Here is a 13,489-nt window from a genome sequence, read left to right as displayed (position 1 = left end):
GCTGGCCTTATGTTCCCCGCGGAGACGGCGTCATGCGCCTGAAGCACATCGAGGTCTTCCACGCCGTCATGCTGACGGGATCGGTCAGCGCGGCCTCGAAGCTGCTTCATGTGACACAGCCGGCGGTGACGCAGTCGCTGCAGCTGGCCGAGCTCCAGCTGGGCTACGCGCTGTTCACACGCCAGCGACGCCGCCTCGTACCCACGCGCGAAGCGCAGGCGCTCTACCCGGAGGTGCAGGCGCTGATGTCGCAGCTGGAGTCGGTACGGCGCATGGCCGGCGCGCTGGGCAGCGGCGAGGGCCAGGGCTTCCGCATCCTGATCGTCCCGTCGCTGGCGGTGAAGGCCCTGCCCGAGGCGCTCAAGCGCTTCCGCCGCCGTTACCGCGACCTGCCCATCAGCGTGCGGACGATGCATTCGAACGACATCGCCCGCGCCATGGCGCTGCAGGAGGGCGATGTCGGCATCGTCTACGGGCGGCTGCCCCACCCCGCCCTCTCCGATGAACTGGTGGCGACCGGCCGGCTGGTGTGCGCCTCGCCGCGCAGCCGCACCGGCGCCGACCGCCGCACGACCGTCGCGCTGCAGGACCTGCTGCGCGAGCCCTTCATCCGCATCGACGAACGCGACCCGCTGGGCGCCGTGCTGGCCGATCAATGGGCGCGGCTGGAGCTGTCGCCGCGGGCCGGCATCACCGTGCAGACCCACCACATCGCGATGATCATGGCCGAACAGGGATTCGGGCCGGCCATCATCGATTCGTTCACCGCGCAGGCCAGCGCGGGCGACCTGCACATCCGGACGCTGCTGCCGGAAGTGCCGGTCGAGGTGCGCGCGGTGCAGCCGCAGGGCTTGCGCTCGCCGCAAGCCGTGTCCGACTTCATCGCCGCGTTCAGGCAGGCGGTCGAGGGCTGAGGTCCTGCGCCAGGGCCCAGTCGATGTGCTCCGCCAGCAGCGGCGACGCGCCAGCGCGCGCCGCCTCGAGCGCCGCCCGCATCGCCGCCCGCAGCGCCGGCGCCAGGTCTTGCCGCAGCGCGTTGCCCAGCGCGACCGCGATGTTGCGGCGCCACCGCGCGTGGCCGATGCGGCGGATCGCCGAGCCTTCGGTGCGCTTGAGGAAGGTCGCCTCGTCCCAGGCCCACAGCGTCAGCAGCGAGGCGTCCCCGAGCGGCTCGCGCCATTCGAAGTCGGGCAGCGGGTTCCTGCGCGCGAACTTGTTCCAGGGGCAGGCGAGCTGGCAGTCGTCGCAGCCGTAGATGCGGTTGCCGATCGCGGCGCGAAACTCGACCGGGATCGGGCCGTCCTGCTCGATCGTCAGGTAGCTGATGCAGCGCCGCGCGTCGAGCCGGTAGGGGGCGATGATCGCCCCGGTCGGACAGGCATCCAGGCAGGCGCGGCACTGGCCGCAATGCGCGCTGACCGGCTCGCTGGGCGGCAGCGCCAGGTCCAGGTAGATCTCGCCGAGGAAGAACATCGAGCCGCTGTCGCGGTGCAGCGTCAGGGTGTGCTTGCCGCGCCAGCCGATGCCCGAGCGGCTGGCGAGTTCCACCTCCAGCACCGGCGCCGAGTCGGTGAACACGCGGTGCCCCATCGGGCCGACGCGCGCCTGCAGGCGGTCCGCCAGCTGCTGCAGGCGCTGGCGCAGGACCTTGTGGTAGTCCCGGCCGCGGGCGTAGAGCGACACCTGCGCCCGCGCCGGGTCGGCCAGCGCGGCCCACTCCCGCGCCTGCCATTCGGGGCCGATGGCCTCGGGCAGGTAGTCCATGCGCGCGGTGAGGATGCTGATCGTGCCGGGCACCAGTTCGGCCGGGCGGGCGCGCTTGAGGCCATGCGCGGCCATGTACTGCATCTCGCCATGGAAGCCGGCGTCGAGCCAGGCCTGCAGCCCGGCCTCCGCATCGCTCAGATCGACGTGGGCCACCCCAATCTGTGAGAATCCGAGCTCATGCGCCCAGGCGCGGACCTCGACCATCAGCGCAGCCAGCGCGTCGGGGTCGCGGGAGGGGCTCGAGGAGGCGTCGGAGGGCGCGTCGGGCCGCGGGGTGTTGACCAAGGAATTCATCGCTGTTGAGCATTCTAGAAACCCGCCCATTCCGTTGGCCCGACGAGGCCGCCTGCGAGCGCTTCGCGCAGGCGCTGGCCCGCTGTCCGCAGATCGCGGACCTGGGCATCGAGCTCGACGGCGGCCTGGGGGCCGGCAAGACCAGCCTGGTGCGCCACCTGCTGCGCGCGCTGGGCGTCACCGGCCGCATCAAGAGCCCCAGCTACGCGGTGGTCGAGGACTACACGCCGCCCGGCCTCGGCGGCCTGCCCGCCCATCACTTCGACTTCTACCGCTTCAGCGATCCGCGCGAGTGGGAGGACGCGGGCTTCCGGGACGTCTTCGCCGCGCCGGGGCTCAAGCTCAGCGAATGGCCGTCCAAGGCCGCCGGCATGCTCCCGCCCCCGGACCTGCGGCTGGTGCTCGCGGTCAATGACGACGACAGCCGGGACGTCCACGCCGAGGCGCACACGCCGCGCGGCCAGGCGCTGCTCGCCGAGCTGGACCGGCAACTGGCCGCCTCGACCTCATCGTCCACCGCGCCCGCCGCTTCCGATGCGCCTGGCACGAACGGCGCCCCGTATTGACATCGATTCGAACGAGACCGACACGCCTCACATGAACGGAGACCTGACCGGCCTGCCTGCCGCCCCCCTGCCGCACGACGCGGTGGCGGCCCCGTCCACGCCCGTGACCGCGCCCGCGTCGCGCGACCGCCGCAAGGCCCTGCGCCGCATGGGCGCGGTGGTGCTGAGCTTCCCGGCCCTGCCCGCGCTGGCTGCGGGCGTCACCGGCGCCGCCACCATCGTCGCGGTGCGCGTCTGGCCGGCGAGCGACTACACGCGCGTGACCATCGAGTCCGACCGCCAACTGGCCGCCAGGAGCTTCATGGCCGCGAATCCGGACCGGCTCGTCATCGACATCGATGGCCTGGAACTGAACGCCGGCCTGAAGGAGCTGCTCGGCAAGGTGAAGCCGGACGACCCCTACATCGCCGGCGTGCGCGTGGGACAGAACCAGCCGCGCGTGGTGCGCATCGTGCTGGATCTGAAGCAGGCGGTGGCGCCGCAGGTGTTCACCATCGAGCCGGTGGCGGCTTACAAGAACCGCCTGGTGCTGGACCTGCATCCGACGCGCGAGCGCGATCCGCTGCTGGACCTGGTGCGCGAGAAGGAAGCGGCCGAGAGCGCCGCGGCGCAGTCGGTCAACGACGCGCTGGGCGAGCTGATCGGCCGCATCGACCGGCCGCAGACGGCGGCCTCGAGCGCCGAGAGCGCCGCCAGCGCGGCGGCCCTGCCCCCGCAGCGGCCGGCCAGCGCCGTCGCGCGGATCGAGACCCCGCCGCCGCCCGCGCCGCCGCTCAAGGAGGTGGCGCCGGAGATGAGCCAGTCCAAGCTGGATCGCCTGATCGTGATCGCGATCGATCCGGGCCATGGCGGCGAAGACCCCGGCGCGATCGGCCCCACGGGCCTGCGCGAGAAGGACGTGGTGCTGGCGATCGGCAAGAAGCTGCGCGACCGGCTGAACGCCAACCCGCGCATCCGCGTGATGATGACGCGCGATGCGGACTTCTTCGTCCCGCTGGGCGAGCGGGTGCGCAAGGCGCGGCGGGTGCAGGCCGACCTGTTCGTGTCGATCCATGCCGACGCCTTCATCACGCCGAAGGCGCGCGGGGCCTCGGTCTTCGCGCTGTCCACCAGCGGCGCGAGCTCGACGGCGGCGCGCTGGATGGCGGACAAGGAGAACGCGGCCGACGTGATCGGCGGCGTCAACAGCAAGGCGGTGAAGGATGCCGGCGTGCTGCGGGCGATGCTGGACATGAGCACCTCGGCGCAGATCAAGGACAGCCTGAAGCTGGGCGGCGAGGTGCTGGGGCAGATCGGCAAGCTGGCCAAGCTGCACAAGGGCAGCGTGGAGCAGGCCGGCTTCGCGGTGCTGAAGGCGCCGGACGTGCCGTCGATCCTGGTGGAGACGGCGTTCATCTCCAACCCCGAGGAAGAAGCCAAGCTGCGCGACCCGGACTACCAGGACGACCTGGTCAAGGCGCTGGCCACCGGCATCGCGCGCTACTTCGCAAAAAATCCGCCACTGGCGGCGAGACATCGGGCGTTGTGAACGCGCTCAGGCGCGGCGCCGCGCCTTCGCCTTGCCGGACTCGGACTTGATCGCCAAGGGTGCGCCGTCGGACGACAGTGTTCCCAGGCCATCCAGGACGATCACCACACCGGCGGCCGTGCGGATCGTGAGTTGAAGCTCCGCCCCCATGGCGGAGACGTATTTCCGCAGCGTGGACAAGAGCATGTCGCTGCGCTTCTCCAGCTGCGTGACCGCGTTCTGCCTGATCTGAAGCACATCCGCCAGTTCGGTCTGTGTCTTCTCCAGGGCGCGGCGCGCGTCGGCCAAGGTGTCGGCGTAGCGGATCATGTCGTCCGCCATTTCCCGCCCCTTCGTCTCGACCCAGGCCCGATCATCCGGCGGCAGGTCCGCGATGACGCTCTTCAAGGTGCGGCCCATCTTCAACTCCTTTCAGGCTTCTCAATTCCATTGACCGCGCTGGCAAGCAGGTCTGCAAACCGACGATCCGCCACCTGGATAAGCTGCTTGTAGAACGCTGACTGGCTCTTGCCCTGTTTCGCACCCGCCACCAGGACGCAGGCGCGCCTGTCGGGATCGAAGGCGAAGGCCGCCCGCCAGACCTCCCTTCCCGCCCTCGCGGTGAAGCGCAGTTCCTTCATGTTGGCGAACTTGGACCCATGGAGAACATCCACGTGCGGCCTGCCCGCGTGCGGTCCAGCACGCTCCACAGCCCGCATCGCGGCGATCAGTCCCAGGCGCACGGCCCGATCCAGATGCTCGAACTCGGCGTCGAACTCGTCATGGAAGTAGACCTCCCACTCTTGCCCTGTGCAGTCAATCGAGGCGCTCACCATAATCCTTGCGTGATATCACGTCAAGGTGATGGTAGAGCCCCTCGTGCCAGCTTGCGGCGCTTCTCCCCCATCGCGCTCGGTGCTCCACCCGCAAGGGGGACCGACGTCCGTTCGCCGTAAGCAGCGCTCAATCCGCGATGACCGTTGTCCGCGGCCAGCGTTCGACGTAGCGTTTCGCCGCGGTCCTGTCCCGGAAGTTCTGCTCGCTGGCGCGCGTCGGGTTGCGGCGCACGACCATGTTGAAGAGGTCGTCGAGCCCATGGGGCGCGATCACATGGATCGTGTCGTCCGCGTCGAGCCAGAGCGCCACCGAGGTCGCGTACTCGGGCCAGCTACCGACGGCTTCCTCGAGCGAGCGCAACGGCGCCACGGCGTGGCCGAAGTACGACTCGAACCAGAGGTGCACCGCGGCCTGATTCGTCACTTCCCACGGCAGCCCCGGTAGGCGCTCAGACAACCGGCGCTGGAGTTCGGCATCCCGTTCGCCACGCGGGTCCACGGGATCGAAGAACGCCACATCGACATCGGACAGCGCCGAGGGCTGCCGATGCCCGCTCAGCGCATCCCACACGAGGTTGCGAACCGCGCCGGCACCGATGCACCAGGACGCCAGGCCCAGCGAGCCCACGGCGCGCAGCGCGTCCATGAGCCAGCCGCTGCCGCGCGCGAGCTCGACGAGCCGCGCGCGGTGGTCGACGCTCACTTGCCCAGCTGCGTCGGCATCGGCGGCGCCACGGTGCGCTGGATCGGCTGCCACGTCTTCAGGCGCTCCATCACGTTCGCGACCGCCGCCTCGAGCTGAACGTCACGGCCGGCATTGACCGCCACCGGGTCCAGGTCCACATCGATGTCGGGCGAGACGCCTTCGTTCTCGATGCGCCATTCGCCTTCCGGCGTGAAGAAGCGGAAGAACGGCACGACCAGGAAGCCGCCATCGATCAGGCTCGGATTGGCCGAGATCCCGATCAGCCCGCCCCAGGTCCGCTTGCCGATCAGCGGCCCCAGCCCCGTGCGCTTGAACGCATACGGCATGAAGTCGCCGCCGGAGCCCGCGTCCTGGTCGATCAGCATCGCCTTGGGCCCGTAGATCGCGCCCGCGGGCGTGTCGTAGATCAGGCCATCGCGGTCCTTCCAGCTGCCCAGGTAGGCCCGGTTCAGCAGCTCGGTCACGTAGTTGGCCGCCTGGCCGCCTCCATTGCGGCGGTCGTCGACGATCAGGCCCGGCTTGTCCACCTGCGCGAAGAACATCCGGTTGAAGTGCTGGAAGCCCGGGCCGGCCGTGTCCGGCATGTAGACGTAGGCGATCCTGCCGCCGCTCAGGCGATCCACTTCCTCGCGGTTGTGGTCGATCCAGGCCCACTGGCGCAGGCGGCTCTCGGTCGAGATCGGCTCGACCGTCACGCGCCGCGCGCCCTGCCCGCCCGCGTTGGCCGACACCGTCAGCTGCACCTGCTTGCCGACCGTGTTCTCCAGCTGCTGGTACAGGTTGTGGGTGCCGTCCACCGGCTGGCCGTTGACCGCCAGCAGGTAGTCGCCTTCCTTGACGCCCAGTCCGGGCGCGGCCAGCGGTGCCTTCAGGTAGGGATCCCAGCGGTCGCCCTTGAAGATCTTCTTGATGCGGTACTTGCCGTTCTCGAAGCTGAAGTCCGCGCCCAGCAGGCCCACCGCGACGCGCGCCTCCTGCGCCACGTCGCCACCGCCCACGCGGTTGTGGCCCACCTGCAGCTCGCCGATCATCTCGACCAGCAGGTCGTTCAGGTCCTCGCGGCGCTGCACGCCGGCCACCAGCGGCGCATAGCGCTGATAGACGCCTTGCCAGTCCAGACCGTGGAGCTTGGGGTCGTAGAAGAACTCCTTCTCCATCCACCAGGTCTCGTCGAAGATCTGGCGCCACTCGGCGCGCGGGTCGATGCGCGTCTTCAGGCCCGACAGGTCGATGCTCTTGGTGTCGACCTTCTCGCGGGCATCGGCGATTTCCAGTCGGCCGCCGCCCAGGTTCAGCAGGAGCTTCTTGCCATCGGGGCTGAGGCTGTAGTCCTCGACCTGCGGCTTCACCAGCTTGGCCTTCTTCTCCTCGAAATCGAAGCGGTACAGGTCGCCCTTGCGGCCGTTGCCGCCCTCGGCGTCGATCGACACGCCGGGCTGCTTGCGCTCGAGGTAGAACAGCGCGCCGTCGTCGGCCACGCCCAGGTCGTCGTAGCGGGCCGTCGCGACCGGCAGGCCGACGATGCGGTCCTTCAGGCCAGCGAAGTCGATGCGCACCGGCTTGGCCTTGGGCTTGACGTCCTTGGCGTCCTTGGCGTCGTCCTTCTTGTCGGACTTGTCGGCCTTCGCGTCCTTGTCGCCCTTGTCGCCCTTGTCGGACTTTTCGCCCTTGTCGGACTTGTCAGCGTCCTTGGCCTCGTCCGCCTTGCCCTTGCCGTCCTTGCCCTCCTCGTCGCCCGCCTTGGGTTCGAGCGGCGACTTGCCGTCGGCACGCAGCACCGCCGCGTACAGCCCCATGCGCAGCGAGCGCTCCTGCGTCGACATGTCCAGGCCCACCTGGGCCGGCCCGGAGTTGATCGAGGCGGCGAAGAACAGCACGTCGCCCTTGGTCGAGAACGCCGGCAGGTTGGCGTGGCTCAGGCCGTCGGTGACGGTGTGCTGCTGGCCGGTCTGGAAGTCGACGATGCGGACCTGGCTGAAGAAGTTCTTCCCGACCACCGTGTAGGCCAGGTAGCGACCGTCGGGCGAGAAGCTGATGTCGAAGCCGGCGCGGCGCTCGCTGGTGTCGATCTTCGCGAGCCTGCCCGACTGCGGGCCGCTCAACGGCAGCTGGTAGAGGTTGAGGTGGTTGTCCTGCAGCACCAGCCGCGCGCCATCGGGCGACCAGTCCAGCAGCGTGTAGTAGCCGATCTCGGGCAGCAGGATCTTGCGCGTGGGCTTGTTGGCGGCCTGGTCGCCGAGCTGGTCGCGGATCACCACCTGGTGACGCATGCCGGGCTCGTCGGAGACATAGGCGACCTGCTGGCCGTCGGGGCTCCAGATCGCATCCTTCTCGCGCACGCCGGAGGTCTGGGTCAGGTTGCGCACGACGCCGTCCTTCACCGGCACGGTGAAGACCTCGCCGCGGGCGCTGATCACCGCGCGCTTGCCGGTGGCCGACAGCGCCGCCTTGGTGACGGTGCGGGCCGCGTCCTTCCACTGCACGCGGGCCTCGTTGCTGGGCTCATTCAGCGCGATGCTCAGGATGCGCGCGGTGCCGCCCTCGAGGCCGATCTCCTTGAGCTGCCCGCCGGCCTCGTAGACGATGCGCCCGTCGCGGCCATCGGCGCTGCGCACGTCCCAGACGGTTTCCCGCGTCAGCTGGCGCAGCGCCTTGGTCCTGGTGTGGAAGGCGAAGAGGTTGGCCGCGCCGTCGTTGCGGTCGGAGATGAAGACGACCTCGTCGCCCATCCAGATCGGATTGCTGTCGGTCGCGTTGACATGCGGGATCTGCTCCCAGGTCTTGCCCTTGGGATCGAGGATCCAGATCGGCGGCGTGGTGCCGCCGCGGCTCTGGCGCCAGCCGCTCGGGCCCGAGTAGGCCGCGCCGTTGGGGCGGTAGGCCAGGCGCGTGCCGTCGGGCGACCACACGCCTTCATAGGCGACGGCCTCCATCACCTTCTGCTCGAAGCCGCCTTCCAGCGCCACCTCGAACAGCTGCTTGCTGCGGGTGTTCAGCACCTCGCGGTTGGAGGCGAACAGCACGCGCCTGCCATCGGCGCTCCAGCCGGTGACCTGGTCCGCGGACGGATGCCAGGTCAGGCGCCGCGGCTGACCGCCGCTGGCGGCGATCACGTAGACATCGGTGTTGCCGTCGTATCCGGCGGAGAACGCGATCCACTGCCCGTCGGGCGAGAAGCGCGGCGCAAACTCCGGCGCGGCATGACCGGCCAGGCGGCGCGGCTGGCTGCCGTCGCGGTTGGCGATCCACAGGTCGCCGCCGTAGACGAAGGCCAGGTGGCGCGCCGAGACGGCGGGCTCGCGCAGCAGCATCGTCACGGCGGGCGCCGGCGCGGCGACGCTCGCGGCGGAAGAAGCGGAAGCCGTCGCGGCCTGCTGGGCCTGCGTGGGCGCCGCCGCGATGGCGGCGGTCAAGCTCAGGGCCAGGGTGGCGGCCTTGCTGAGAGTGCTGAGTTGCATGGGCTTGTCGGCGGTGAAAGGCAGCGGGCGAGGATAGCCCCGTGAATTTCCCGTGACGAAGCTCACCCCCGGGGTTTGCGCGCGGGGTGCGTCGGTGTTTTCCCGGGAGGGTGGCTGGTGGGGGGACCGCCCAACTGCCGAGGTCGAGCGCTTGGGCTGGGGGGGCCGCCTACCTGCCGAGGTCGAGCGCTTGGTCGCTGGGGCGTGGGGCCCTGGCCGCAAGGGCCAGAACCCCACGCCCCACCGCCCCCCGAACGGCTCACTGTCCGCGACGCGGCTCGCTGCGTGCGTCGAGCTGTGCGCTGTTTGGGGGTGCGGTTATGCGGCGGAGGTGGACTTCGCGCGCGAGGCCTTCCATCCGCCGTAGAGGGCGATGAGGCCGGGGATGATGATCATGGCCCAGATGATCTTGGAGAGATGGGTCTGGACGAAGGGGATGTTGCCGAAGAGGTAGCCCGCCAGCGTCAGGCCCACCACCCAGATGACGCCACCGGCGACGTTGTAGGCGGTGAAGCGGCTGCGGGTCATCTCGGCGACGCCGGCCACGAAGGGCGCGAAGGTGCGGATGAATGGCATGAAGCGCGCCAGGATGATGGTGACGCCGCCGTGCTTCTCGTAGAACTCATGCGCGGCGTCGAAGGCGCGCTTGTTGAAGAAGCGGGACTGCTCCCACTGGAATACCTTGGGCCCGAAGTAGCGCCCGATCGTGTAGTTGCACTGGTCGCCCAGGATCGCGGCCACCAGCAGGACGGTGATCGCCAGCGGCAGGTTCATCATCCCGGTGCCGCACAGCGCACCGACCACGAACAGCAGCGAATCGCCCGGCAGGAAGGGCATCACCACCAGGCCGGTCTCCACGAAGACGATCAGGAACAGCAGCGCGTAGACCCACATGCCATAGGCGGCCACGAACTCGGCGAGGTGCTTGTCGACATGCAGGATGAAGTCGACGAGGAAGTGCATCAGATCCATGGGCGCGGATTATGGCGGGCGGTTCCATGACAACCGGTGACGAAACGCGAGCGTGACCGACTCGAAATTATTGCCAGGCCCCGGCGGGAGCCGCTGGAGCGAGTCAGCGGCCCACCAGTCGGTGCGATGCGACAAACGCCAATCGACGGCACAGCGCCTCCGCCCAAAGAATGGCGTCACCTCCGGAGGTTCTTCAACGGGCATCGACGGGTGCCCATTCTGTTGAGCAACCTAAAGGACTTGAAATGAGCTACGCAACAGGCATCGAGGAACTGAGCATGGACCACCCACTGCTGAACGGCGCCACGGGCGGCGAAGTGGGTGCCACAGGCATGGGAGACAACCTTCACTACACCGGCGAGGAGAGTTGGTTCGACTGCATGATGGCGGAAATGACCGGCCGCGGCGGTTCGCAGAAGACGCCGCTGCAGGCATTCGCGGTCTGCACGTTCTGATCGAACGATTGGGGAATCCCGCAGGGGTTCCCCAATTTCATTGGAAATGACGCATGCGGATCGTTCAAAAGTGCCTCCATGCCATCGGCACAGTCGTTGAAATCTCCGTGATTTACGCGGCGCTCCTCTACGCTGTTGGCGCCGTATTCAGCCTTCCCTGGCGAAGCTGGCTTGATGACGCGGTCTGGGCAAGAGCGACTCCGTTTGTCATCACCGGCATCGGCATCATGGCGATCGTGCCGGCGCTGCGCCCCAGATATGGGCTGATCGCCTCCGGCCTGAACACCGGCCGAGCCCAACGAAACGACAGGAGATTCGCCGCCTTGGCGCTGCTCACTGCACCGCTGTGCATGCTCCTTGACGTCGAGCGATTCTCGGATTGGCGCGCCTTGGACCTGATCAGCGCATCCGCGCTGGTCGGCTCCACCCTGGCCGTGCTGTCTATTGCATTGATGGAGGAATTCATCCATCGCTATGTGCTGCTGGGTCGTCTGATCCGCGTCGGCATTCCCGCCGTGCTCGCGGTGGTGATTCAAGCTGGGTTGTTCCTGCTGGTCCATGGGAAAAAGGCGATGACCAGTCCGGAAACGATGTCGTGGTACCTCGTCGGCGGCGCGACGCTGGGAACGCTCTACCTGGCAACGCGGTCTTTCCTCCTCGTCGTGCTGCTCCATGCCGTGGTGGACATCTGCGTGGCTCAGACGGGTCCAGCCAATTACTGGATGACGCACCGGATCGTGGAGTCGATGGCGCTGGACTGGCCCCGCCAGGCGACGCTGGTGTGGGGAATCGGTGTGATCACCTACTGGGTGATTCGTTGGCGGGGTGGCCGCCCGCCAGGACCGGAGCGCATTTCCCGCTCCTCCTACAATCGCGCCCCATGGATGACACCCTCGCCCCGATGGCGGACTCCGCGGCCGATCCGGGCCACGCCGTCTCCGGCGCGCGCCGCGCGATCCGCGAACTCCCCGATGAACTGATTTCCCAGATCGCCGCCGGCGAGGTCGTCGAACGCCCGTCCTCCGTCGTGCGCGAACTGGTCGACAACGCGCTGGACGCCGGCGCCGGCCAGATCCAGCTCAAGCTGATCGCCGGCGGCATCCGCTCCCTGATCGTCGAGGACGACGGCCACGGCATCCCCGATGGCGAACTGCCGCTGGCCATCAAGCGCCACGCCACCAGCAAGATCGGCAGCCTGGGCGACCTCGAGGCCGTCGCCACCATGGGCTTCCGCGGCGAGGCCCTCGCCGCCGTGTCCTCGATCGCGGAACTGGCCATCATCTCCCGCTTCCACGGCGCCCCGCATGCCTGGCGCCTGGAAGCCCGCACCGGCGAGCTCAGCCCCGCCGCCCGCGCCAGAGGCACCTCGGTCGAGGTCCGCGAGCTGTTCTTCAACACCCCCGCCCGCCGCAAGTTCCTCAAGAGCGAGGGCACCGAGCTGGCGCACTGCCTGGAAGCGCTGCGGCGCCACGCCCTCGCCCGCCCCGACGTCGGTTTCGCCGTCTGGCACGAGGGCAAGCTGGTCGACCAGTGGCGCGCGTCGCCGCTGCCGCAGCGGATCGCCGAAGTCCTGAACGAGGAATTCATCGCGCAGAGCCGCGAGGTCTTCGCCGAGGTCGGCCCGATGCGCATCCACGGCCGCGTCGGCCTGCCCGAAGCCGCCCGCAGCCGCGCCGACATGCAGTACGTCTACGTCAACGGCCGCTACGTGCGCGACAAGCTGATCGCCCATGCGATCCGCTCGGCCTTCGACGACGTGCTGCACGGCCATCGCCAGCCCAGCTACGTGCTGTTCATCGACGTCCAGCCCGAGCTGGTCGACGTCAACGTCCACCCCACCAAGATCGAGGTCCGCTTCCGCGACGGCCGCGAGATCCACCAGCAGGTGCGCCGCGCCGTGGTCGCCGCGCTGGCGCTGTCCCGCGCGGAGGACGGCGCGCCGGCCTTGGCCGAAGGCGCTGCCGCCGGGCCGGCCGCGGACCCGGGCCGCCAGCGATGGACCGGCACGCCGGCCTGGGAGCGGCCGATGGACGGCGCGACCGCCGTCTCCGGACCCTCGTCCAGTGCGTCGTCCGACACGGACGCGCCCGGCGTTCGCGCCTACGAGCCGCCCGCGCCGTATCACGCCCCCTCGGCCCGCTTCGCCGGCCCGGAAGGCTGGCGCGCGCCGATCCCGACCCGCGCGCAGACCGCGCTCGCGCTGGAGCAGGCCGAGGCGCTCTACGCCGGCGCGCCGGCGGCCGGGCTGCCGACGGCGCCGGCCTCGTCCGCCGCCGCGCTGCTGCGCGATGCGCCACCGATGCCGCTGCCGACCAGCCAGGCCGGCGAATGGCCGCTGGGCCGCGCGATCGCGCAGATCCAGGGCATCTACGTGCTGGCCGAGAACGCCCAGGGCCTGGTGATCGTCGACATGCATGCGGCCCATGAGCGCGTCGTCTACGAGCGCCTCAAGGCCGCGCTCGGCGAGACCCGCATCGACTCCCAGCCGCTGCTGATCCCGGTGACCTTCGCCGCGACGCCGGCGGAGATCGCCACCGCCGAGGCGCAGGCCGAGACGCTGCGCCGGCTCGGGCTGGACATCTCGCCGCTGTCGGCCAAGGTGCTGGCGGTGCGCGAGCGGCCGGCGCTGCTGGCCGGCGGCGACGTGGTGGAGCTGGCCCGCGGCGTGCTGGCCGAGCTGGCGCAGTTCGACGCCAGCCATGCGATCGAGCGCGCCCAGCACGAGATCCTGGCCACGATGGCCTGCCATGGCGCGGTGCGCGCCAACCGGCAGCTGACGATCGACGAGATGAACGCGCTGCTGCGCGACATGGAACGCACCGAACGCGCCGACCAGTGCAACCACGGCCGCCCGACCTGGCGCCAACTGACCCTCCGCGACCTCGACGCGCTGTTCCTGCGCGGACGCTGAGCCGTCGCCGCTCGCCC

The 13,489-nt window shown here is 69.5% G+C and carries 12 protein-coding genes; 6 read left to right on the top strand and 6 right to left on the bottom strand.

What is annotated here, in order from left to right; genetic code table 11:
- Positions 1-32 precede the first annotated feature (32 nt).
- Positions 33-914, top strand: a complete 882-nt coding sequence (locus FHT38_RS07455; protein ID WP_183478925.1) for a LysR family transcriptional regulator — start codon at positions 33-35, stop codon at positions 912-914.
- Here FHT38_RS07455 and queG read toward each other — a convergent pair.
- Positions 892-1,971 (bottom strand): tRNA epoxyqueuosine(34) reductase QueG, encoded by a 1,080-nt coding sequence (gene queG / locus FHT38_RS07450; protein ID WP_183492413.1) that lies wholly within the window; start codon positions 1,969-1,971, stop codon positions 892-894. The genes FHT38_RS07455 and queG overlap by 23 nt on opposite strands.
- Positions 1,972-2,063: 92 nt before the next feature.
- Here queG and tsaE point away from each other — a divergent pair, with 92 nt between their 5' ends.
- Complete coding sequence (gene tsaE / locus FHT38_RS07445) at positions 2,064-2,627, top strand: tRNA (adenosine(37)-N6)-threonylcarbamoyltransferase complex ATPase subunit type 1 TsaE (protein ID WP_183492414.1); 564 nt, start codon at positions 2,064-2,066, stop codon at positions 2,625-2,627.
- Between the two features lie 31 nt (positions 2,628-2,658).
- Positions 2,659-4,155, top strand: a complete 1,497-nt coding sequence (locus FHT38_RS07440; protein WP_254783257.1) for an N-acetylmuramoyl-L-alanine amidase — start codon at positions 2,659-2,661, stop codon at positions 4,153-4,155.
- A gap of 6 nt (positions 4,156-4,161) precedes the next feature.
- Here FHT38_RS07440 and FHT38_RS07435 read toward each other — a convergent pair whose 3' ends face one another.
- The 5 genes from FHT38_RS07435 to FHT38_RS07415 all read right to left on the bottom strand — a co-directional run bounded on the left by FHT38_RS07435 (position 4,162) and on the right by FHT38_RS07415 (position 10,106).
- Positions 4,162-4,554, bottom strand: coding sequence for an XRE family transcriptional regulator (locus FHT38_RS07435; protein WP_091724082.1), 393 nt, complete (start codon positions 4,552-4,554; stop codon positions 4,162-4,164).
- A 2-nt stretch (positions 4,555-4,556) separates the two neighbouring features.
- Positions 4,557-4,967, bottom strand: a complete 411-nt coding sequence (locus FHT38_RS07430; protein ID WP_310737356.1) for a type II toxin-antitoxin system RelE/ParE family toxin — start codon at positions 4,965-4,967, stop codon at positions 4,557-4,559.
- Positions 4,968-5,097: 130 nt separating this feature from the next.
- Positions 5,098-5,616 carry a nucleotidyltransferase family protein gene (locus tag FHT38_RS07425; protein WP_183492412.1) on the bottom strand — a complete coding sequence of 173 codons (519 nt, stop codon included), beginning with the start codon at positions 5,614-5,616 and terminating at the stop codon, positions 5,098-5,100.
- Positions 5,617-5,669: 53 nt separating this feature from the next.
- On the bottom strand, positions 5,670-9,134 hold the full coding sequence (locus FHT38_RS07420; RefSeq protein ID WP_183491017.1) for a S41 family peptidase: 3,465 nt from the start codon (positions 9,132-9,134) through the stop codon (positions 5,670-5,672).
- Between the two features lie 318 nt (positions 9,135-9,452).
- On the bottom strand, positions 9,453-10,106 hold the full coding sequence (locus FHT38_RS07415; RefSeq protein ID WP_147242330.1) for a DedA family protein: 654 nt from the start codon (positions 10,104-10,106) through the stop codon (positions 9,453-9,455).
- A 245-nt stretch (positions 10,107-10,351) separates the two neighbouring features.
- On the opposite strand from FHT38_RS07415, the gene FHT38_RS07410 reads away from it, so the two are divergent.
- The 3 genes from FHT38_RS07410 to mutL are packed head-to-tail and all read left to right on the top strand — an operon-like array spanning position 10,352 to position 13,472.
- The gene (locus FHT38_RS07410; protein ID WP_183491015.1) at positions 10,352-10,561 is read left to right on the top strand and encodes a hypothetical protein; all 210 of its coding nucleotides are present in this window, start codon (positions 10,352-10,354) and stop codon (positions 10,559-10,561) included.
- Between the two features lie 53 nt (positions 10,562-10,614).
- Positions 10,615-11,541 (top strand): CPBP family intramembrane glutamic endopeptidase, encoded by a 927-nt coding sequence (locus tag FHT38_RS07405; RefSeq protein WP_183491013.1) that lies wholly within the window; start codon positions 10,615-10,617, stop codon positions 11,539-11,541.
- Entirely contained in the window at positions 11,442-13,472 is a 2,031-nt protein-coding gene (gene mutL, locus FHT38_RS07400) for a DNA mismatch repair endonuclease MutL (protein ID WP_183491010.1), read from the top strand. The genes FHT38_RS07405 and mutL overlap by 100 nt, the downstream gene beginning before the upstream one ends.
- Positions 13,473-13,489 lie beyond the last annotated feature (17 nt).

The sequence above is a fragment of the Mitsuaria sp. BK041 genome (assembly GCF_014193085.1).
Lineage (GTDB): Bacteria > Pseudomonadota > Gammaproteobacteria > Burkholderiales > Burkholderiaceae_C > Roseateles.
Note: the sequence above shows the minus strand (reverse complement) of the source record. Positions and strands in the feature narration are given on the sequence as shown.

Coding starts and splice junctions, on each gene's coding strand:
- FHT38_RS07455 (WP_183478925.1), top strand. CDS start 33: ATGCGCCTGAAGCACATCGAGGTCTTCCACGCCGTCATGCTGACGGGA.
- queG (WP_183492413.1), bottom strand. CDS start 1,971: ATGGTCGAGGTCCGCGCCTGGGCGCATGAGCTCGGATTCTCACAGATT.
- FHT38_RS07440 (WP_254783257.1), top strand. CDS start 2,659: ATGAACGGAGACCTGACCGGCCTGCCTGCCGCCCCCCTGCCGCACGAC.
- FHT38_RS07435 (WP_091724082.1), bottom strand. CDS start 4,554: ATGGGCCGCACCTTGAAGAGCGTCATCGCGGACCTGCCGCCGGATGAT.
- FHT38_RS07425 (WP_183492412.1), bottom strand. CDS start 5,616: ATGGACGCGCTGCGCGCCGTGGGCTCGCTGGGCCTGGCGTCCTGGTGC.
- FHT38_RS07420 (WP_183491017.1), bottom strand. CDS start 9,134: ATGCAACTCAGCACTCTCAGCAAGGCCGCCACCCTGGCCCTGAGCTTG.
- FHT38_RS07415 (WP_147242330.1), bottom strand. CDS start 10,106: ATGGATCTGATGCACTTCCTCGTCGACTTCATCCTGCATGTCGACAAG.
- FHT38_RS07410 (WP_183491015.1), top strand. CDS start 10,352: ATGAGCTACGCAACAGGCATCGAGGAACTGAGCATGGACCACCCACTG.
- FHT38_RS07405 (WP_183491013.1), top strand. CDS start 10,615: ATGCGGATCGTTCAAAAGTGCCTCCATGCCATCGGCACAGTCGTTGAA.
- mutL (WP_183491010.1), top strand. CDS start 11,442: ATGGATGACACCCTCGCCCCGATGGCGGACTCCGCGGCCGATCCGGGC.